General features: G+C 58.8%; 18 protein-coding genes and 2 pseudogenes. 11 read left to right on the forward strand and 9 right to left on the reverse strand.

Annotated features, from left to right (window positions below):
• Nucleotides 1-17: 17 nt before the first annotated feature.
• From AMC88_RS34765 to AMC88_RS30950, 5 genes and pseudogenes are all read right to left on the reverse strand, one after another.
• Nucleotides 18-102 (reverse strand): annotated as a pseudogene (locus tag AMC88_RS34765) (RidA family protein); the annotation flags it as partial.
• 249 nt (nucleotides 103-351) lie between these two features.
• Nucleotides 352-1,107, reverse strand: a pseudogene (locus AMC88_RS30935) (alpha/beta fold hydrolase).
• A 237-nt stretch (nucleotides 1,108-1,344) separates the two neighbouring features.
• Complete coding sequence (locus AMC88_RS30940) at nucleotides 1,345-1,875, reverse strand: VOC family protein (RefSeq protein ID WP_004678476.1); 531 nt, start codon at nucleotides 1,873-1,875, stop codon at nucleotides 1,345-1,347.
• Between the two features lie 99 nt (nucleotides 1,876-1,974).
• The gene (locus AMC88_RS30945; protein WP_004678473.1) at nucleotides 1,975-2,823 is read right to left on the reverse strand and encodes an alpha/beta fold hydrolase; all 849 of its coding nucleotides are present in this window, start codon (nucleotides 2,821-2,823) and stop codon (nucleotides 1,975-1,977) included.
• Nucleotides 2,824-2,872: 49 nt separating this feature from the next.
• On the reverse strand, nucleotides 2,873-3,697 hold the full coding sequence (locus tag AMC88_RS30950; protein WP_004678471.1) for an oxidoreductase: 825 nt from the start codon (nucleotides 3,695-3,697) through the stop codon (nucleotides 2,873-2,875).
• A 176-nt stretch (nucleotides 3,698-3,873) separates the two neighbouring features.
• Here AMC88_RS30950 and tnpA point away from each other — a divergent pair, with 176 nt between their 5' ends.
• The 4 genes from tnpA to AMC88_RS30965 are packed head-to-tail and all read left to right on the forward strand — an operon-like array spanning nucleotide 3,874 to nucleotide 7,232.
• The gene (gene tnpA / locus AMC88_RS32880) at nucleotides 3,874-4,281 is read left to right on the forward strand and encodes an IS66-like element accessory protein TnpA (RefSeq protein ID WP_004675073.1); all 408 of its coding nucleotides are present in this window, start codon (nucleotides 3,874-3,876) and stop codon (nucleotides 4,279-4,281) included.
• On the forward strand, nucleotides 4,278-4,625 hold the full coding sequence (gene tnpB, locus AMC88_RS30955; RefSeq protein ID WP_008536653.1) for an IS66 family insertion sequence element accessory protein TnpB: 348 nt from the start codon (nucleotides 4,278-4,280) through the stop codon (nucleotides 4,623-4,625). Before tnpA ends, tnpB begins: the two co-directional genes overlap by 4 nt.
• 45 nt (nucleotides 4,626-4,670) lie before the next feature.
• Complete coding sequence (gene tnpC, locus AMC88_RS30960) at nucleotides 4,671-6,326, forward strand: IS66 family transposase (RefSeq protein WP_064823799.1); 1,656 nt, start codon at nucleotides 4,671-4,673, stop codon at nucleotides 6,324-6,326.
• A gap of 42 nt (nucleotides 6,327-6,368) precedes the next feature.
• The gene (locus AMC88_RS30965; RefSeq protein WP_037113494.1) at nucleotides 6,369-7,232 is read left to right on the forward strand and encodes a LysR family transcriptional regulator; all 864 of its coding nucleotides are present in this window, start codon (nucleotides 6,369-6,371) and stop codon (nucleotides 7,230-7,232) included.
• A 176-nt stretch (nucleotides 7,233-7,408) separates the two neighbouring features.
• Here the strand turns inward: AMC88_RS30965 and AMC88_RS30970 are convergent, their stop codons facing one another.
• The 3 genes from AMC88_RS30970 to AMC88_RS30980 form a co-directional block, all read right to left on the reverse strand.
• Nucleotides 7,409-8,038 (reverse strand): CoA transferase subunit B, encoded by a 630-nt coding sequence (locus tag AMC88_RS30970; protein ID WP_004670214.1) that lies wholly within the window; start codon nucleotides 8,036-8,038, stop codon nucleotides 7,409-7,411.
• Nucleotides 8,038-8,742, reverse strand: coding sequence for a CoA transferase subunit A (locus AMC88_RS30975; RefSeq protein WP_004670211.1), 705 nt, complete (start codon nucleotides 8,740-8,742; stop codon nucleotides 8,038-8,040). The genes AMC88_RS30970 and AMC88_RS30975 overlap by 1 nt, the downstream gene beginning before the upstream one ends.
• A 126-nt stretch (nucleotides 8,743-8,868) precedes the next feature.
• Nucleotides 8,869-10,005: a saccharopine dehydrogenase family protein gene (locus AMC88_RS30980; RefSeq protein WP_225881216.1), complete on the reverse strand. Its 1,137-nt coding sequence runs from the start codon at nucleotides 10,003-10,005 to the stop codon at nucleotides 8,869-8,871.
• 61 nt (nucleotides 10,006-10,066) lie between these two features.
• On the opposite strand from AMC88_RS30980, the gene AMC88_RS30985 reads away from it, so the two are divergent.
• From AMC88_RS30985 to AMC88_RS30995, 3 genes are all read left to right on the forward strand, one after another.
• Nucleotides 10,067-11,191 carry a beta-keto acid cleavage family enzyme gene (locus AMC88_RS30985; protein ID WP_237353196.1) on the forward strand — a complete coding sequence of 375 codons (1,125 nt, stop codon included), beginning with the start codon at nucleotides 10,067-10,069 and terminating at the stop codon, nucleotides 11,189-11,191.
• A 173-nt stretch (nucleotides 11,192-11,364) separates the two neighbouring features.
• On the forward strand, nucleotides 11,365-12,882 hold the full coding sequence (locus AMC88_RS30990; protein WP_037113466.1) for a class I adenylate-forming enzyme family protein: 1,518 nt from the start codon (nucleotides 11,365-11,367) through the stop codon (nucleotides 12,880-12,882).
• Between the two features lie 58 nt (nucleotides 12,883-12,940).
• The gene (locus AMC88_RS30995) at nucleotides 12,941-13,294 is read left to right on the forward strand and encodes a cupin domain-containing protein (protein WP_225881215.1); all 354 of its coding nucleotides are present in this window, start codon (nucleotides 12,941-12,943) and stop codon (nucleotides 13,292-13,294) included.
• 67 nt (nucleotides 13,295-13,361) lie between these two features.
• Here the strand turns inward: AMC88_RS30995 and AMC88_RS31000 are convergent, their stop codons facing one another.
• A complete protein-coding gene (locus AMC88_RS31000) occupies nucleotides 13,362-14,060 on the reverse strand; it encodes a TetR/AcrR family transcriptional regulator (protein ID WP_158000494.1) in 699 nt (232 codons plus the stop codon).
• Nucleotides 14,061-14,303: 243 nt separating this feature from the next.
• Between AMC88_RS31000 and AMC88_RS31005 the strand changes: the two genes are divergently transcribed.
• The 4 genes from AMC88_RS31005 (at nucleotide 14,304) to AMC88_RS31020 (ending at nucleotide 18,901) form a co-directional block, all read left to right on the forward strand.
• Nucleotides 14,304-14,603: a hypothetical protein gene (locus AMC88_RS31005; protein WP_037113464.1), complete on the forward strand. Its 300-nt coding sequence runs from the start codon at nucleotides 14,304-14,306 to the stop codon at nucleotides 14,601-14,603.
• Nucleotides 14,604-14,615: 12 nt separating this feature from the next.
• Entirely contained in the window at nucleotides 14,616-16,091 is a 1,476-nt protein-coding gene (locus AMC88_RS31010; protein WP_004670189.1) for a cytosine permease, read from the forward strand.
• Between the two features lie 342 nt (nucleotides 16,092-16,433).
• Nucleotides 16,434-17,873 carry an aldehyde dehydrogenase family protein gene (locus tag AMC88_RS31015; RefSeq protein WP_004670181.1) on the forward strand — a complete coding sequence of 480 codons (1,440 nt, stop codon included), beginning with the start codon at nucleotides 16,434-16,436 and terminating at the stop codon, nucleotides 17,871-17,873.
• Complete coding sequence (locus AMC88_RS31020; RefSeq protein ID WP_004670179.1) at nucleotides 17,873-18,901, forward strand: phosphotransferase; 1,029 nt, start codon at nucleotides 17,873-17,875, stop codon at nucleotides 18,899-18,901. The genes AMC88_RS31015 and AMC88_RS31020 overlap by 1 nt, the downstream gene beginning before the upstream one ends.
• The last annotated feature ends 159 nt before the right edge of the window (nucleotides 18,902-19,060 follow it).

Consider the following 19,060-nt stretch of genomic DNA (forward strand, 5'->3'; position numbering starts at 1 on the left):
GTATAACACAGGTTTCATTATCGCTTAACGGCGACACATTTCACCTCAGCTAGGAGTCCCAGGGTGAGCAAGCTCGGAGACACCTATCCGAGTCCACGCAATCCCTTCGGAAACACCTCGTTCTTTGCGCCGCTGTGTGAAAAAGCAAAAATGGCCAGCGATGTCACAATCGTAACTTTTCCCAAGTGAAATCTGCACATTTGGGTTGAGGTGGAAGGGGTTCACCTCGTAGCTCAAAACAGTGAGGAACCTCACAAGGTGTCAGGCCAACTTAGTCGATGGCGCTCTTCATCGTCAGGGCGGAGACGGCTTCGTTTTGAAAGGCTCGCTCCCAAGCTATGCAGGCCGCGGCTACTTGGCTGCTTTTGCTGCTTCCTCGATAACCTTTGCCACTGCAGCGGCCTGCGAGATGTAGATAGCGTCGCTGCCCTCGACATCTGTCACCGTCGAACCGGCACGCTTGTACATCCACCGCTCCAAGTCGGGGTTTATTGTCATGTCGTCCTTCGCAACGATTGCGTAGCTATGCTTCTCGTGCCAGGCGGCTACAGGAACCTGCGCATCAGTGGCGGCGACTGCGACCGGCATCTGAGACCGGGCCATGAACGCGGCTTGATCCTTGGGCAAATCCGTCCGAAATCAGCAGCGAACTTTGCCGGGTCAACAAGTAGGAAGCCATCCTTTGGCGCTTTGATATCGTTGGTCGGTGACGGCATCGATTGGAGCAATTGTGCGGTGCTTTCACCCTTTTCGGGCTGCAGCGCCGCGACATAGACAAGTGCCTTGACCTTGGGATCATCACCTGCTGCCGTGATGATCGTGCCCCGTAGCTGGACCGACGAGAACGACGTCTCCGTCCTGCTGGTCAAGCACGCTTCTGGTGGCTGCGACGTCTTGTTCCAGACTTGTCAGCGGCTGCTGGACGATACTGACATTATAGCCGTCGCGAGTGAGTATGTCATAAACGCCACGCCAGCCCGAACCATCCACAAGCGCGCCATGGACGAGCACGATGTTGCTTGCGTCCGCCAAGGCTGGGGACGTCACTGCGGCGGAAAACAAGAGCGTGGCTGCAAGACCGATGGCTGTTTTGCGCGAAATCGACATGATCGGTATTTCCTTGAGTTTGGATTCCGAATGACTGAGGCTTCGATGAATGGGTCGAGGACTCGGGACGTGTCGGCGCCGGCGCACCTCGACAGAGCGTTGACCTTGGAGAGGGGTCGGTTACTGCCCCGCCACCGACGAGGCTGGGAGTGAGCGAAACTCCCCACCACGAGACCGAAGCGATGGCCGAGAGCGATAAATAGCTACGGTGGAGCGTTCTTCGGTCAACGCTCACGATCAATCCTCGTCCTGCCACCTGCGCAGATCCGTCTGGTCGTGATATCCCATGCGATCAGGCGTGGTGATAAACTCAATCGTAGTGCCCCATGGCATGCGGCAGTAACAGACCTTGTTTCCTGGACCTTTTTCGGTTGCGTAGGGAATAGCGCGCGGCGCGGTCAGCGCGGTGCCTCCGGCCTGTTCGAACCGCGCGACCGATGCGTCGATGTTGTCGGTGTAGACGCCGAAGTGCGTGATGCCGAAGTCGCTCGGCCTAACCGGCTGCGCTTGTTCGGGGCCGAGCATTTCGAAGAGTTCTATGTCAGGTCCGGTTCCGATTTTGACCATCGCCTGCGCGCGGACGGCCGTTCCGGGAAAAGCGCCGGTGGCGCGCTCGAATTCGGGTCCTTGCCGCGGCGGATCATGCGGTCCGAAGGACTGATAGATCACCTGTCCGCCAAATGCTTCCACCAGGAACGATTTTGCAACTTCGATGTCGGGCACCGTAATGCCGATGTGATTGACGCCGCGAATGACAGGTGCGGTCATGACAGTGTTCCTTCTCATTTAGTGAACTGAACGCGAGCGGGCGTATCGGCCCGGATGTATCGAGCTCCGCCCTCCTCAAGACGGGGCGGTCGCAGGTTCTCAATTTGCCTTGAGAAAATCGATCAGAGCGGCCGCCACCTCATCCGGCCGTTCGTCCGCGACATAGTGGCTGCACCGCGCAATCGAGCCGCCAGTTACATTGCTGGCAAACTCCTGAAGCATCGGGACCATATGCGCCCCGAAGCGCTGCTCCCCGCCAAGACCCAATACCGGTATATCGAGCGGTAGCTTTTTGTACTCGAGTGCCGCCGCATGGTCAGATGTGAGAGTGCGATACCATTCCATGCCGCCGCGAGTGCGGCCAGGAAGGGCCATCGCTTTCGCGTAGATCTCGATGTCCGCCGGATTGAACGTGCTGTGATCGTAGAACCGCTCCGCCATGAAGGCCGAGACATAGTCATATTCACGGCCATAAATCAGACGCTCTGGGAGATCCCGATTTATATGGAAGCTGAAGTGCCAGATTTTCGCAATTGTTGCCTCCCATTGCGTCCAGCCGGGAAGCGGGACGTCGAGGACGGCCAGGTGAGTAACTGCGTCCCGATAGATAGCGGCCTGCGGCAACGCTACCATTCCGCCAATGTCATGGCCGCATACGGCGTAGCGTTGATGCCCGAGCGCAACCATAACCTCGTGCGCATCGCGCGCCATCGTCGCCTTTTCATAGCCGTCAAGCGGGCAGTCGGAAAAACCCGCGCCGCGCAAATCTATAGCCACCACGCTGAACTGCTCGGCCAACAGCGGCATCACATGGTGCCATTCCCACCACGTTTCCGGCCAACCGTGAAGCAGAAGGATCGGCGGGCCGAAGCCTCCCGTGACGGCGTTGATCTTGATGCCGTTTGCCGGCACCATGTGCTGGGTAAACCCTTCCAAAGTTGGAATCATGACTACTTCCAGTCGATGTTGACGTTGAAACTGAGATAGCGACCAGCGCTTAGGAATGATCGAAGTCGGTGACGATCGAGATGTGCCGCCAGGCGTCGATATCGCTACGGAACGACGCCAGCTTTCGCTCGGCGATCGCATGGGCGGCCGGGCCGAGCGGGAGGTGAAGCGGAGCGTCATCGGCATCGACTGCCTGCAGGATTACCGCGACCGCCTTGTCGGGATCGCCCGCCTGATTGCCGTTGTTGGTTTCCCGATAGTGCCTGCGCGAGCTCGCAGCGTATTCAGGCATCTCGTTGGCCGCCATCGTGATCGAGCGACCGAGAAAATCGGTGCGAAACGGTCCAGGCTCGACGATCAGAACCCGGATGCCGAACGGCTTCAGCTCGCCGGCGAGCGCCTCGGAAATCCCTTCCACGGCAAACTTGGCCGCATTGTAATATCCAGCGCCGCCGCTGCCCGCTATGCCCGCGCCGGACGACATGTTGACGATCGTTCCGCCCGAACGTCTCAGGACCGGCAGCGCTGCTCTGGTGGTTTCGATCAGACCAAAGACGTTCACCTCGAACATCGGCCGGTACGCTTCGGACGTAGCTTCCTCGATTGCGCCAAACAGTCCGTAGCCGGCATTGTTCACAAGCACGTCAAAGCCGCCGAATGTCTCGACCGCCTTTGCGACTGCGGCTTTGGCTGCCGCCGCATCAGTAACGTCGAGCGGCAAGGTGATCATGCGGCCGTCGAATGGCCGAGCCATTTCTTCGATCGATTTGACGTCGCGGGCAGTCGCGACAACGCGATTGCCCCGCTGCGCCGCGGCGAGCGCGAGCCGTTGTCCGAAGCCACTTGAGCAGCCTGTGATGAGCCAGGTTTTCATGAGTTTCTCCGCTTGTTTTCAGAAGATGACTTGAATCTAGATGTTTATATTTGTACTTGAAGTGACATTATTGTATTTTTGATGTTCATTTTTGTAAGGTAAGCCCACGGTGAAGGCCGTCTTGCGATAGAGGGCTTCTGACTGCCAGTCCTAGTGGTAACACTAGGAGTAGTCATATGACGAAGCATCCAATTGAGGTGATCACGTCTGTAGAGCGCCGTCGGCGCTGGTCACGCGAAGATAAAGAGCGCCTTGTCGCTGCATGCTTTGAGCCAGACGCGGTCATCTCCGAGATTGCCCGCGCGGCCGGCATCCATGTCAGCCAGTTGTTCCGTTGGCGCAAAGAGCTTTGCCGGATCGAGGAGCCAAGGTCTGATACGGCGACTTTGGTGCCGGTGATCGTATCCGAGGCCGCTTCGACAGTCTCTCCCGTTCAACCGGAATCGCCCACCACATCCCACCCTCGTCGGAAGCGTAGCGATGTGACAATCGAGCTTGGACGGGGTCGGCGCGTGCGCGTGGATAGCGACATCGATACGGATGCCCTTGGCCGGATTCTCGATTGCGTGCTGGGGCTGCGATGATTCCGGTTCCGAGTGGCGTGAAGGTCTGGCTGGCGACAGGCCACACCGATATGCGAAAGGGCTTCCCCGGTTTGTCGTTGATGGTGCAGGAGGCGCTGAAGCGCGACCCGATGTGTGGACACCTGTTCGTATTCCGCGGCCGCGGTGGCGGTCTGATCAAGGTGATCTGGCATGACGGCCAGGGCGCTTGCCTGTTCACGAAGAAGCTGGAGCGCGGCCGCTTCATCTGGCCATCAGCGGCCGATGGCACGGTGGTGATCACGCCTGCGCAGCTCGGTTATCTGCTGGAAGGTATCGACTGGCGGATGCCGCAAAAGACCTGGCGGCCGACGTCGGCCGGATAAGCAAAAACACTGGAATGACAGGGTCGAATATGATTCCATCCTGTCATGAGCAATGCGACCGAAGAGCTTCCGGACGACCTTGCCAGTGCGCTTGCACTGCTGGCCCAGGAACGCGCTCGACGTGTCGCAGCCGAAGCAGAAGCAGCGACCTCCAAGGCAGAAGCCGCCAGCGCAAAGGCACTCGTATCGCATTCCGAGGCGCTGATCGCGCGGCTGAAGCTGGAGATCGACAAGGTTCGCCGTGCACTCTACGGCAGCCGGTCCGAGCGCAAGGCGCGGCTCCTGGAGCAGATGGAACTGCAGCTCGAGGAGTTGGAAGCGGACGCCGGTGAAGATGAACTGGCGGCGGAGATCGCAGCCAAAGCTTCAGCCGTCAAAGCCTTCGAGCGCAAGCGTCCGTCACGCAAGCCCTTTCCCGAACACCTGCCGCGTGAGCGCGTCGTAATCGCCGCTCCCACGAATTGCGCCTGTTGTGGATCGGTTAAACTGTCGAAGCTTGGCGAAGACATTACCGAGACCTTGGAAGTCATCCCGCGTCAGTGGAAGGTCATCCAGACGGTGCGGGAGAAGTTCACCTGCCGCGAGTGTGAGAAGATCACGCAGTCACCCGCACCCTTCCATGTGACACCCCGCGGTTTTGCCGGGCCGAACCTGCTGGCGATGATCCTGTTTGAGAAGTTCGCCCAGCACCAGCCGCTCAATCGCCAGAGCGAGCGCTACGCCCGCGAGGGCGTCGACCTCAGCTTGTCGACGCTGGCCGATCAGGTTGGAGCATGTGCCGCGGCGTTGAAGCCGCTTCACTCTCTGATCGAAGCGCATGTCCTTGCCGCCGAACGTCTGCATGGCGACGACACGACCGTGCCTATCCTGGCGAAGGGAAAGACGGATACGGGCCGCATCTGGACCTATGTCCGGGATGATCGGCCATTTGGAAGCCTCTCTCCGCCTGCCGCCCTTTACTATGCCTCACGGGATCGACGGCAGGAGCATCCGGAGCGCCACCTGAAGACCTTCACCGGCATTTTGCAGGCGGACGCCTACGGCGGCTACAATCCGCTGTTCAAGGTTGATCGTGATCCCGATCCCCTGACGCAGGCACTGTGCTGGGCGCACTCGCGTCGCAAATTCTTCGTGCTCGCGGACATTGCTGCAAACGCCAAGCGTGGAAAGAACGCTGCGCCGATCTCGCCTATGGCCCTCGAAGCCGTCAAACGGATCGACGGCCTGTTCGATATTGAGCGCGAGATCAACGGGCTTACGGCCGATCAACGCCTGGAGCGTCGCCGGAGAGACTGTCTGCCACTCGTCGATGATCTGCAGGTCTGGCTTCAAACCGAGCGGGCAAAGCTCTCACGCAGTTCGCCGGTGGCGGAGGCGATCGACTACATGCTCAAGCGCTGGGATGGCTTCACATCATTTCTGCAGGACGGCCGGATTTGCCTGACGAATAATGCGGCAGAGCGAGCGCTCAGAGGCTTTGCGCTCGGCAGAAAATCCTGGCTCTTCGCCGGATCAGACCGCGGTGCAGATCGTGCGGCCTTCATGGCCACATTGATTATGACGGCAAAACTCAACGACATCGATCCGCAGGTGTGGCTGGCCGACGTTCTTGCCCGCATCGCTGATACGTCGATTACCAGGCTGGAGCAGTTGCTTCCGTGGAATTGGACGCCGCCGACCGTCAACGCTCAAGCGGCCTGACCTGCGGCCTTCACCGGAGGCTTACTTTGTAAGGGCATGGCTGTGGAATGGAGTGACGTAAAAATCTTCCTTGCTGTCGCGCGATCCGGCACGCTCGGCGGCGCTGCGCGTGCCCTTCATACAAGCCATCCGACGGTCGGCAGACGGCTGCGCACCCTTGAGGAGGCGATCGGCCACACATTATTCCAGCGGACCGCGGACGGTCTCGTGCTGACCGAGGAGGGCCATGGGATCATCGCGCTGGCAGAGCAGATGGAAGAGGGCGCGCTGGCCATGGAGCGTCGGCTTGCAGGGCAGGAGCAAAACCTCAAGGGCAATCTGCGCATCTCATCAGCGGACTGGTTCGGGGCCTATGTCCTGCCTCCCATCTTGGCAGATTTCTCGAAAGACTACCCTAATGTCGACGTCGAGATCCTGACCGGCACTCGCTTGTTCAACCTCGCCCAACGGGAGGCCGACGTCGCTTTTCGTATCATTCCGTTCAACAATGCCGATGTCATTCAGCGGCGGCTCTTCAGGCTCGAGTACGGCGTCTACATCGCCGAGGAGTCGCCTGACCCCAAATTTGGCGACGGAACCGGTTTCCGGCTGATCACCCACGATACGTCAACCGGGCAGTTCCCCGACATCGCCTGGCTCGTCGAGAGTTTCCCGAACGCGAGACCCGTGCTGCGATCAAACAACCGCAACGTCCAGGGGCGAATGTGCAAGCAGGGCGTAGGGATCGCCGTCCTGCCCCGCGTGGTGGGCAATCAGATCCCGGGCATCCGCAGACTGGAACTGCCCAAGCCCCCGCCGACGCGAGACATCTGGATGGGATATCACCGGGACCTACGACGTCTTCAGCGTCTTCGTGCGTTTATCGCGACCGTATCTGACCATCTCGCGAATGCGCCCGCATGGTAAACCGTCCGAAGAAGATCTAATTTTCCCTGCCGACCGACGGCTGCGGTAGGAGACAGGCGCGGCGGACAATTTACTTCTCGGCCGCAATTTTCCTGTGCCGCTCCACCACAGCACCCACGATCATTCTCATCAGCCCTTCGTCGTAACAGTCGCCAATGGATTCCCGCTGCAATTACTCACCCAACAATACGGGCCTCGGTCGCTGCCAGAACATCACTCTCTGAAGTTCCCGGTGCCAATTCCACTACCTTCAATCCGCCTGGGACCACATCAAATACACAGAGATTGGTGATGACCCGGTTCGCTACGCCCTTTCCAGTCAAGGGTAGACTGCATTTCTTTAGAATCTTCGATTCGCCTGCTTTGTTCGTATGCTCCATGAGGACAACCACACGTCCAACCCCGGCGACTAGATCCATAGCCCCGCCCATCCCCTTCACAAGCTTACCGGGGATCATCCAGTTGGCGAGATCTCCTTCCTCGGACACCTCCATCGCGCCGAGGATGGCCATTGCGATCTTTCCACCACGGATCATTGCAAAGGAAGTCGCGCTATCGAAATAGGCCGTCTGCGGTAGTTCCGTGATCGTCTGTTTCCCGGCGTTGATGAGATCCGGGTCTTCCTCACCTTCATAGGGGAAGGGGCCCATGCCGAGCATCCCGTTTTCAGATTGCAAGGTGACTTCGACCCCGTCCGGAATATAGTTCGATACGAGGGTCGGAATGCCAATGCCAAGATTTACATACCAGCCGTTCTGTAGTTCCAGCGCTGCGCGGGCGGCCATCTGATTGCGGTCCCAAGCCATTAATGAGCCTCCCGTTTACGAACTGTTCGTTGCTCGATCTGTTTCATTTGCTGCCCTTGTATCAGGCGATGAACATAGATTCCCGGAAGGTGAATGTGGTCAGGATCGAGCGAGCCTAGAGGGACAATCTCTTCAACCTCGGCAACGCAAACCCTTCCGCATGTGGCTGCCGGGGGATTGAAGTTGCGCGCCGTCTTTCGGAACACGAGATTGCCTGCGGGGTCGGCCTTCCAAGCCTTCACGATGGAAACGTCTGCGACGATCGCACGTTCGAGGACAAAGGTCCTGCCGTCGAATTCCTTATGCTCTTTGCCTTCGGCGATGACTGTGCCCACGCCAGTGGGGGTGTAGAAAGCGGGAATGCCCGCGCCACCGGCGCGCATGCGCTCGGCAAGAGTGCCTTGCGGATTGAACTCAAGCTCCAACTCCCCGCTCAGAAACTGCCGCATGAACTCAGCGTTTTCACCGACGTAGGACGAGATCATCTTGCTGATCTGTCTCGTCTTCAGGAGAACACCGAGCCCGAAATCATCGACGCCGCAATTGTTGGAGGCGATGGTCATATTCTTCGTTCCGGCGTCTCTTATCGCGGCAATCAAGAGTTCCGGGATGCCGCACAGCCCAAAGCCGCCCGACGCAATCGTCATGCCATCGAAAAGGAGACCGGCGAGTGCGGCCTCAGCTGTTGGATAGGTCTTGTTCATAGCTCTCCCTTAATTAGTGCTCTGACCTGCATTGGCTGGCATCCTCTCGCCCAGGCTCATCGCATGACGGTTGCCCCGTCGGGGCCACTCGACGCGTATGGCTCGTGACCAAGCCCAGCGCAACATTCAGAAGCGGGTGGTCACGACACCATCTGCGAAGCACCCGGCGTCGCTGGCAAGACGCAGGAAGCGGTCGATGCCGCTCTGATAAGGAATCGCCTCCACTCCGTTGGCTCCCGCTGGAACACCGCCCTGAAGAAGCGAGAGCGCCGCGGCGGAGATGCCGAGCCCTGTGCCACGGCTCATGTCTCCCGCGTCCGTGATCGACTTCATGACGATTGGCTTGTTCCCTCGCGTGCCGATGACGTTGACCTGGGTCGCCGAGATTCGTTGGGCGCTCGGCTTCAATTCATGTCTCTTCCAGAGCAACTTCCACAAAACTTCGATCGGCTGTACGTCCTTGCCGTCAATTTCGACCACCATGTTGGAATGGCCGAAACCAATTCGTCCTATTGTCGAGAAGGCGGCATTCGCCCAATTCGGGAAGAGCGAGCCCTTGCACTGAACCAGCGAAAGATCGGGACGAAAGCGCCCTAACGTGACTGGCTCCGGATGGGCAGTGTCGTAGGCCTCGATCCGATGAAAGGGGGGCGGTACATCGAAGCTTTCGGCGGTTTCCGGAACAAAGCCCTTGGTGAATTCCATACGGCCGTTGCGCCACGTCGGACACGGCGCTACCGCCATGTGCAACATGTGCCGCAATACAGCGAGGCCACCCGGATCCGGCTCGCGCGTGATCCAGACAATTTTGACGCCGTCGAGGTCCGGGTGACTTTCAAGCAAGCTGCAGGCAAGCCAATTTGATACGCCCGGCGAGAGTCCGGCACCCGTTATCACCGGCACATTTCCGGATTTGGCCGACTCGTCCAGAGCGAGGATTGTCGTCGTGCCTTCGGCATCGTCCCCTACATCGATGTAGGCCGCACCTGCTGCGATTGCCGCGCGTGCCGCTCCATCCGAGCCGAGAAAAAAAGGGCCGGCCAAGTTCACCACCAGGTCCATGCCTGATGCGTCGAGGCCGTCACTCGAAATATCGACTTGACGGGTTGCTATTCTTTCAGGGGCGATCGCTTCACCCAGTCGCAAGCTTTCTGTGGACCGATCGACGACGACGAAGCTTGCACTCGGCAGCGACCGCGCGAGGATTGCGAGGGCACTCCTTCCCATGTGGCCCGCGCCCACGAGCATTATAACTGGACTCATCGCCGCCTCCATAAGAATGAACGTTAATTCACTAAACGCTTGATTTTTTCGTTCGTCAAGAGTGCCGACCCGTTTTGAAGGCAACTTCAAGCCGACTTGCGATTCTTCCGCAAGTCCTTTACACAGTGATCAATATGCATTAACGTTCATTCATATTGAAAGGGAGGCTCTAATGTCACGCAGACCAAACACGGTAAATTGGGAGCAGGTAAACAAATGGGTATCCCGGGAGGGAGCCCAGGCGAGTTGGAAAGTTTTCGGTTTCCCGTCGATTATGTCGATCGACCGAACTGCCTTTTCGGACGCGGAGCCGATGCCGAAATGGGAGGCTCCGCCCAAGCTCATCCTGTCGACCGCGATCAATGGCGCCTTCTATACGAAGAACGAGAACCCCAACCAGGCGATTACGCCTGAGGAGATCATCCGCTCCGCTGAGGAATGCATCGCCGCAGGAGCGCAGATCATCCATATTCACGCGAGAGACGAACGCGGCTACAACGTGCTCGACACTGGCCTTTTCCGCGAAACGCTTACGCATCTGCGCACCAACCATCAGCATGTCGCACTGGACGCCTGCCTCGTTGCAGTGAACGCGGATGAAGAGCGAATGATGGCCGAAATGATGAAGCTCGGCCTCATGGAAGGCGTTCCGGTCAACACGACGGCCCTCATTCTCGGGGACAATCACTTCGTCAAATCTCCCGCGACAATCATCGAGAAAACCAAGCGCGCCCTCGACGCCGGCCTCACGCCGCAGATTGCGGTTTACTCCGATGCCGACATCGACAATGCCCGCCGGTACCTGATCGACAGTGGCCTCATTCAGGGCCCTCTGAACTGGCTGGTTCTGCCCGGTCTTCCGGGCTGCAGCCCGATGTACTCGCCCGAAACGATGGTCGACGGCTTTCTTCGGCTCGTTCGGCTCATCCGCCACATCGACGCAGACTCTACCATCATCGCCTGCACCGGCGGTCGTACCAGCAGTTACCTTGCGACCCTGGCAATCCTGCTCGGCGTTCATGTGCGGGTCGGCATGGAAGACACGGTTTGGAAGTGGCCTCACCGTGACGACAAGATTCAGTCGAACGTCGAGGTATTCCAGCAGATTTCTGGAATAGCGGCTGCACTAGGCCGCGATGTGATGACCGCCGATGAATATCGCGATCTTATGACGCTGCGCGCGTGACCCTCTGAGGCGACACTGACACGGTGTCGCCTCCCGCAAAGGCGCGGTCTCGACACGCGTTGTGTGGTAGCATCGATCGCAGGACCGCTTAGCCGAACGGACCAGCTGTCTGGAAGCGACGATCTCTCAATCCGGCCAGCGATCGGATTTATTTCGAACCAGGAGAGAAGTCAGTGGCTTACCGTAACTATCGGACGATTCTTCATGCCTTGCTCGACTGGGGCGAGCGCACACCCGACGCTGCCGCAGTCACCGATGGGGATACGGAGATTTCGTACGCGTCATTGGCTTCCCTGGTGGAAGCAGCGTCCAGGCGGCTGGTCTCACTCGGTGTACAAAGGCAGGACCGGGTGGTGCTTGTCGGTAACAATACCTGGCAGTGGGTCGTATGCTATCTGGCTACGATGCGCATCGGCGCAATCTCCGTGCCAATGAACAATCGGCTGGCGCCCGCGCAAGTCGGCGAATTGCTGGAGATACTCGAGGCACGTATTGTTCTAGCGGACGACCTCCATTTGGGCATGTTTAAGGAATGCGCCGGAGTCGACGTGTTCTCGATCACCGGCTCTGCCGGCAGGTCCTTCTTCTCGCTTGAAACAGCCACGGAATTCCCTGCCCTGCCGGAGGCATCGGAAGACGCTTTGATAAGCTTTACGTCCGGCACCACAGGAGTTCCAAAGGGTGCAGTCATCACTCATAAGGCCCTGCGGCAGAACGCGGAGGTATTCGCTGACCTAATAGGCGATGACCCGTCACCCTCGACGTTGATTGTTGCCCCCTTGTTTCACAATACCGGCTTTGTCGATCAACTCTGCACCATGCTCTTTCTCGGCGGCCGCTCCGATCTTCTGTCACGATATCGGACGCAAGGGGCCATTGAGGCATGCCAGCGCCGTCCCGTGAGCTTCGTCACGGCGGTCCCGAGCGTTTTGCGGATGATGATGACAGCCGAAGGTGCCGAGGCGATTTACGGGTCGGCGCGGTTGGTTCTGTTCGGTGGTTCACCGATGCCGGCGCCATGGTCCCTGGAAATGCATCAGCGCTGGCCAAACCTGCGGTTGGTGCATGGCTATGGCCTGACCGAATTCACGTCGTGTTGCACTCTTCTTCCGCCTGAATTCATCCTAAGCCACGGTGACTCGATCGGCTATCCGGCCAAAGGCGTGGAGTTGCGGCTGGTGGATGAGGATGGTCATGATGTGCCGGACGGGGTTCCGGGGGAGATTTGGGTGCGTGGCGAAACGCGCATGCGCGAATACTGGCGCCGCCCCGACGTCACCGCCGAGAAAATCCAAGGCGAATGGCTTCGAACCGGCGATCTCGGGGAACGTCGCGAGCTTGGCCTTCTATATCACGTCGGCCGCCGGGATGACGTGATCAACAGGGGTGGGGAAAAGATTCTTCCCTCCTTTATCGAGGCGGCAATGGCTAAGATCCCCGAAGTCGCTCAAGCTGTGGTATTCGGCATTCCTCACCCAGTGCTGCAGAACAGCATCGTCGCTGCGCTCGAACCTCGTCCAGACACAAAGGTAAATGTTCCAGCGCTCCTGGATTTCCTGCGTACGCAACTTCCGGGCTATGCCGTGCCGGAAACGATTATCGTCGGCAACGACCTTCCGCGCACGGCCTCAGGAAAGCTTGACAGACGTGCCGTGCGCGCCGCCTACCTCTCATCCGCGCAAGGTCACTAGGAGAGCCGCCGCCTCTTCTCGGCGACAGCAGCAGGAACAAGCCATGCATAGAGAACCAATGGTATTCCGCAAGGATACGACTGAATTTGCCGCATACGGTGAAGGGTCTGGTGAAGCATCGATTGCGCGCCTCGTCGGGCCCCGGGAAAGTGAGACGATGGGCGCCTATCTCGCCCGCTTCAACGGCCGGTCTGTGCCTTGGACAGTGCGCTATGATGAGGTTATTACCTGCATCGAGGGCGAGTTCCGTCTTCGCGTTGGTCCGACGGTTCACGCCCTCCGCCCCGGCGACGTGATTTGGATCCCGAAGGACACCGAACTCGCTTACGAAGGCGCAGACAGTCTCGTCTTCATCGCGATCGCTCCGGTGGACTGGCGCACCCGACGTCACCAAGAAGCGGGGCAAATGTGAACGCCGGAACGCTCGACGCAAACGGCAGCGAGATCAATGCCGGGCGACGGTCGTGCAAAGTCGATTCCTAACTCTCCAGTGCACTTGTCCGACCGAGCAGCATACTCTGCGCAAGGCGATAGAAGTGTTTGCAGATCTTCTCGGGCGTATAGGAGCCGCTCGGTCGATACCAATTAAGCACGTTATCGCACATCGTTATGATTGCGAGCGCTGTTAGCCGCGCCTCGGGTGGTGAGCCAGTCACCGGCGAAGGGATTGCCTCGACGATATTGGTCAGTCGGTCGAGATGTTCTCTCATCATGCCCTTCACCTTGTGTCTGACACTCGGATCCAGCTTGCTCAGAATTCCGGACTCGAGCAGACGATCGTTCGCCTGCGCTATCCGCGAATGATTGATCTGGTAGAGGATGTGAGCGGTAATGATGCTTTGCAGACGTTCAAGTGGAGCGGCCCCGGAGGAATCGGCGGCTGCGATCGCGTCGTTGAACGCGCTCAGCGCTTCGGTTACTGCCCCAGCCAGAAGCTCTTCCTTCGACTTATAGTGATTGTAGACGGCCGGGGCCTTGATCCCGACCTCGTTGGCAATGTCCTTCATCGAGGTCGCGTCGAATCCTCTCGACCCAAAAAGCTCGATTGCCGCGCCGAGCAGTCGCTCTCGCGTGTCCGAGCGACTCGCTGACGCCTTGCTGGTCTGCTTGGTTCGACGGGGCGTGCGCTCTTCCTCATCAGGAGCGGCCTCCCGATAGCTGCGGGCGAGTTCGTTCACAATATTGATCCTCATGAATAGTTGTTCACATAATGCGTCAGCAAAGGCGATCTGTCAAAGGAACATGATCAAAATTTGCGCCTCGCTCAGGATTGCTACTGCGAGGCATTTAAAGCCAATTCAATGGTATTGCCGGGGTTTCCCTTCCCACTACGGCGCTCGCGGGAGAGCTTGACATATCGGCAATATGGGAGGAGTATTAATGATCGTTCATTCATTGTTGTTCCTTCTTTAGAAATGGGCATGATGGAGAACGAGGGGCGCCGCGGCTGCGGGCCGACAAAAGGAGCCGGCAACCGGCCGGAACGTCCAGAAAAGGGAACGACAATGTCAATTGAATTTGAACGGGCCCATGCGCCCGAAGCCCGCGGGTTCGAAGTTGCACTGGATGCGGAGCTCGCCAAACGAATCCAATCCCTGCAAGAGCCTCCGCATATCGACTCCGAATGCTACGCGCCGACGCGCGCCTGCTTCGTCGAAGCCACGAGCTGGGGACTTCTCGGAGTCGCCATCTGGATCGCGACGCTATTCTATTTCGGTTAAGGAGGAGAACCCATGAGCAGCGATATCAAACTCACCCAATCACGCGTCACGGAGGAGGCTCTATCAGGGCGACTTCCGTTGCGCAGCAGCGAACGCGTCTACAACGGCTATGGCTCGTTTCTGTGGACATGCACAGCATTCAGCGCCGCCACCTGGGCGTTCCTTATCGGAGGGTTCCTCCCTTATGTGGGCGATGTTCGGGTAGGTGTGCTCGGCTACCTGGCCGGCATGCTGATCGGCATGGCCGTCGTCGTCTTGGCGTCGGGCCTGCCGTCTTTCAAATATGGCGTGGAGCCGATCGATGCGGCCAAGGCGTCGTTTGGTCCCTATGGCATCGTCCTGCCACTGTTTGGATTGCTGGCAACCTGTGTCGGCTGGACATATGTGGTGGTGGCGCTGACTGCCCGAGGAGCAGCCAACGTCTTGCAGACAGTGGAGCAATCGGACGTGGCGACAGCCGAGCCTGTGGTAATCGGCTTGGCGCTGTTTACAATGTTCGCCGTCTGGTTGGTCGCGAGCAAAGGGCCCTGGCTGTTCGAACGCATCAGCAATTACATTGCGCCGGGCCACATTCTTGTGACCGTCGTGATGTTCGCCATTCTGCTCTATCACTATGGCGCCGGCCTCTGGACACTGCAGGTGCCGGTCGATCAGCGCCTGGCTTCCACGCCAGGACAGGGTTTCGCGTTGGCAGTCGAATTCGGCATCTCGAACTCGCTGACTTGGTGGCCCATTATGGGTGGCCTGACACGATTGGTGAAACGCCGTTCGCATATCGTCGGTCCGTCCGTCGTCGGCGTCGGTGTGCTGGGCGCCGCGTTCATATCGATGGTCGCAGCGTTTGCCGCTCTGTCTGCGGGAACCCCCGATCCGACGATTTGGATGATCAAACTCGCTGGCCCCGCATTGGGTTCGCTGATCATGACCTTCGTTCTCGCGGCTAACATCGCGACGATGGTTATCATGCTCTATCTGGCAGGGGTTTCGATTCAACAAATCAAACCGCTGACGCGCGTTCGCTGGGATATCCTGATCGCTCTGATGCTGCTGCCCGGTGTCTATGTGGCATTTCGAACCGAGTGGACTCTCTCGATCGTTATGAGCTGGCTTTCCTATAACGGCGTCATGTTCGTCGGGATCACGGGCGTTACCTTTGTCGACTACTTCATCCTTCGCAAAGAGACGCTCGCGCCGGCACATTTGTTCTCGCGTGATCCGTCGAGCAAGTACTGGTTCTGGGGCGGCGTTAATTGGGTCGCAGTGATCATATCGGTGCTTTCGGTCGCGCTATACCTTTACCTGTACAATCCCGTCACGACTGCGATGCATCCGTTGGCTCACACGCTGGGCGCCGGCATTCCAACTGTGGTCGTTTCCGGTATCGCATATTACCTGATTATGAGGATGTTCGTCATTCCCAGCGGCAAGGGCGGATATAAGCAGGCGGGTTCCGCGACTACTTCGCCGGAAGTCATCCCTACCCTCTGATCAGACAGCTCTGACGAGAAATCGCGGCGGCGGTGGAGCATCCATCGGCGCCGTTACCGTTCGCGCTCTAAATCGGCGAACGCAGATTTGCCATTCCATCAGTTTGATGACGCAATCCAAAAAGATTCATTGACTATCGCCTGAATACGTGGATTAATGAGCGTTAATTAATATCGGGATGACGACCAGTTATCTGGCGCTCCTGAATGCCGGGAACCGACCAAGCCGCCGAGCACGACGAACCACGGTTTTGCCGAGATCCAGCGGACCGCGCGGAGAAGCGACAGAACCAGCGGTGACCAAGCCACAACCGGCTCCAAGCGATTAAACAGGAGGGAAAAAATGACAATCAGGGAACTACGTCCGCTTATCGGTGGGTCTTTCTGGTCGAAGGGAAACGACTTTGACGTTTTCGAGCCGGCGACCGGAAATGTGATCGCTCGGGTGCCGGATGTCGGAGCAGAAGGGGTGGATGCCGCCGTAGCCGCCGCCAAGGAAGCCTTTGGAAACTGGTCGTCGACGCCGCCCAAGGATCGGGCTGCCGCGTTGCTTGCGTTTACCGATGAAATCATGGCCCGCGTCGACGAGTTTGCCGAACTCGAAGCACGTGACGTTGGCAAGCCGCTCGAAAAAGCGCGCGCCGAGATGGCCTCCGCCGCAGACAAGTATCGCTTCTTCGCTGGCGCATGCCGGACCATGCTGGTGCCGGCCATGGGTGAGTACAAACCCGGTATCACGAGCATGGTGCGACGCGAGCCAATCGGCGTCGTCGGCGCAATTGCTCCCTGGAACTACCCGATGGGCATGACCGCCTGGCGTATCGGGCCTGCGTTGGCAGCCGGCAACACTGTCGTTTTGAAGCCCACCCAGGTGACGCCGCTAACCGCCCTCCTCCTTGGCGAAGTAGCGCAAAAGTTCTTTCCGCCGGGCGTCGTCAATATTGTCACCGGTTTCGGTAGCACGACCGGCACGCATCTGGTTCGCCACCCGGATGTTGCCATGGTTTCGCTCACCGGTGGCACGGACACCGGGCGCTCCGTGATGCGGGACGCCGCTGAGAGCATCAAGGTCGTTCATCTCGAACTCGGCGGCAAGGCGCCGGTTATTGTCTTCGACGATGCGAATATCGACCGCTTGGCGACAACGCTGAGAAGCGCTGCCTTCGGAAACTCGGGACAGGACTGCACGGCCGCTTGCCGCGTCTACGTCTCGAAGAAGCGCGAAAAGGACGTCGTCGACGCATTGGCATCAATGGCCAACGGGATCAAGGTCGGCAATGGTTATGCTGAACGCGGGATCGACATGGGTCCCGTCGTCTCGGCAAAACATCATGAATTTGTGTCGGGCTTCGTCGATCGAGCTGTGAAGAACGCTTCGGGGCGCGTCGTTGCTGGTGGACCTATCGCTGGACCGGGATACTTCTACGCACCGACTGTTGTCGACGGAGTCGAGCACGGCGCCGAGATTATCCAGAAGGAGATTTTCGGGCCTGTTGTAGCCGTCACCACGTTTGAAGACGAGGCTGATGCCATTGCCAAGGCAAACGACCTTGAGGTCGGGTTGGCCGCTTCGATCTGGACGTCCGATATCGAGCGGGCGATCGTCGCCGCGGGCCGGGTCAAGGCCGGCAGCGTTTGGATCAATGATCACGGACCGACGGCGGCCGAAATGCCATTCGGGGGCTACAAGCAGTCCGGAATCGGCCGCGATCTGTCGATTTACGCGATCGAAGCGCACACCGAACTGAAACACATTGCCATCACGCACCGGGAGCGAATCTGATGACCCCGGCTGCAAGCTCGACGAACCCAGGATCCGGTGACACTCAGGCTCGATGTGTATTCGAGGACGACGTGCCCGACCTTGTGCGGAACACCGCTGTCAATCTATTGGATCAGTGGCACTTCCTGCCCGGCGAACGCGACATACGTTTCTCGATCCTGCCGGGCGGCGCAAACAATATCAACCTCGTACTCAGACACGACGACGGGAAATGGGCCCTGAAGATTCGTGAGCCCGATGCATCGTTTGCTGGCACATCGGTGACGGCCGCTATCGAGGCCCAAGCCATGGCGGCGAGTTTCGGGCTGGCACCCGCCGTCATCGCCAAGTGTCTACCCGAAGGGCATTTCATGTCCGAATTCGTGGAGGGGGAAACGTTGCGCCCGCAGCACATCCGACATCCTTCCATGGCGCCCAGGATCGTCGATACGCTGAAGCAACTGCACGCGCATCACTTCTCGCCCAGAAAATTTGACATTTTCGACGATCTGCGAGGCTTCATGGCGGGAGCCGCCAAACTGGGAGGCTCCTACCCAACGTCCTACGCAGCGCTTTGGGAAATTGCCCAACGCTTCGAATCCATCCTCGCTGGAGCGAACGCGCCTGTCGGCTTTGGCCACAACGATCTCGTACCGCAGAACTTTATCGCATGCTCGGACAGCGTGAAGATGGTCGATTTTGACTACGCTGGCGAAGCCCTGCTCGCGATAGATCTAGCAAGCGTCACTTCGCAAGCGGAAATGTCCGACGACGAAACCACGACGTTTCTGCGGCTCTATGACCCGAACCTCGATAGGAACCAGATCGCCCGCGTACAGGTCCTTCGTTTTGTGAACGCGTTGCGCGAAGTGGCCTGGGCCGCGATGGCGGAGCCGTTCATGGCAGCGAAGACGACCCTGCTGGACGGTTGGAGCTATCGCTCCCATGCGGATGTGAACATTCGCTTGGCCGAGGCTCTCATTCGCGAAAACCCCGCCGACGAACTTGCTTCCAAGGCAGGATTTGTCAGGCCCGGGGCTTTGTTCTGACGGAGGGACCAATGTCTTCTGTTCCTTTCCCGAGGGTCGCCGACCCGCATCAGATGCACCCCGCGTCAAGGTGGGAACGGGGTGCTGGACACTGGTCGCCTGCCACTCAATTGCCCTTGCTCATTGAAGAGGGCGTTCACCCAACTGCAACGGCTTTTG

It is taken from the genome of Rhizobium phaseoli (assembly GCF_001664385.1).
GTDB lineage: Bacteria > Pseudomonadota > Alphaproteobacteria > Rhizobiales > Rhizobiaceae > Rhizobium > Rhizobium phaseoli.

Bases quoted from the DNA above. Each gene is read 5' to 3' on its own strand.
- AMC88_RS30940 (WP_004678476.1), bottom strand. From the start codon at position 1,875: ATGACCGCACCTGTCATTCGCGGCGTCAATCACATCGGCATTACGGTG.
- AMC88_RS30945 (WP_004678473.1), bottom strand. From the start codon at position 2,823: ATGATTCCAACTTTGGAAGGGTTTACCCAGCACATGGTGCCGGCAAAC.
- AMC88_RS30950 (WP_004678471.1), bottom strand. From the start codon at position 3,697: ATGAAAACCTGGCTCATCACAGGCTGCTCAAGTGGCTTCGGACAACGG.
- tnpA (WP_004675073.1), top strand. From the start codon at position 3,874: ATGACGAAGCATCCAATTGAGGTGATCACGTCTGTAGAGCGCCGTCGG.
- tnpB (WP_008536653.1), top strand. From the start codon at position 4,278: ATGATTCCGGTTCCGAGTGGCGTGAAGGTCTGGCTGGCGACAGGCCAC.
- tnpC (WP_064823799.1), top strand. From the start codon at position 4,671: ATGAGCAATGCGACCGAAGAGCTTCCGGACGACCTTGCCAGTGCGCTT.
- AMC88_RS30970 (WP_004670214.1), bottom strand. From the start codon at position 8,038: ATGGCTTGGGACCGCAATCAGATGGCCGCCCGCGCAGCGCTGGAACTA.
- AMC88_RS30975 (WP_004670211.1), bottom strand. From the start codon at position 8,742: ATGAACAAGACCTATCCAACAGCTGAGGCCGCACTCGCCGGTCTCCTT.
- AMC88_RS30980 (WP_225881216.1), bottom strand. From the start codon at position 10,005: ATGAGTCCAGTTATAATGCTCGTGGGCGCGGGCCACATGGGAAGGAGT.
- AMC88_RS30995 (WP_225881215.1), top strand. From the start codon at position 12,941: ATGGTATTCCGCAAGGATACGACTGAATTTGCCGCATACGGTGAAGGG.
- AMC88_RS31005 (WP_037113464.1), top strand. From the start codon at position 14,304: ATGATGGAGAACGAGGGGCGCCGCGGCTGCGGGCCGACAAAAGGAGCC.
- AMC88_RS31010 (WP_004670189.1), top strand. From the start codon at position 14,616: ATGAGCAGCGATATCAAACTCACCCAATCACGCGTCACGGAGGAGGCT.
- AMC88_RS31015 (WP_004670181.1), top strand. From the start codon at position 16,434: ATGACAATCAGGGAACTACGTCCGCTTATCGGTGGGTCTTTCTGGTCG.
- AMC88_RS31020 (WP_004670179.1), top strand. From the start codon at position 17,873: ATGACCCCGGCTGCAAGCTCGACGAACCCAGGATCCGGTGACACTCAG.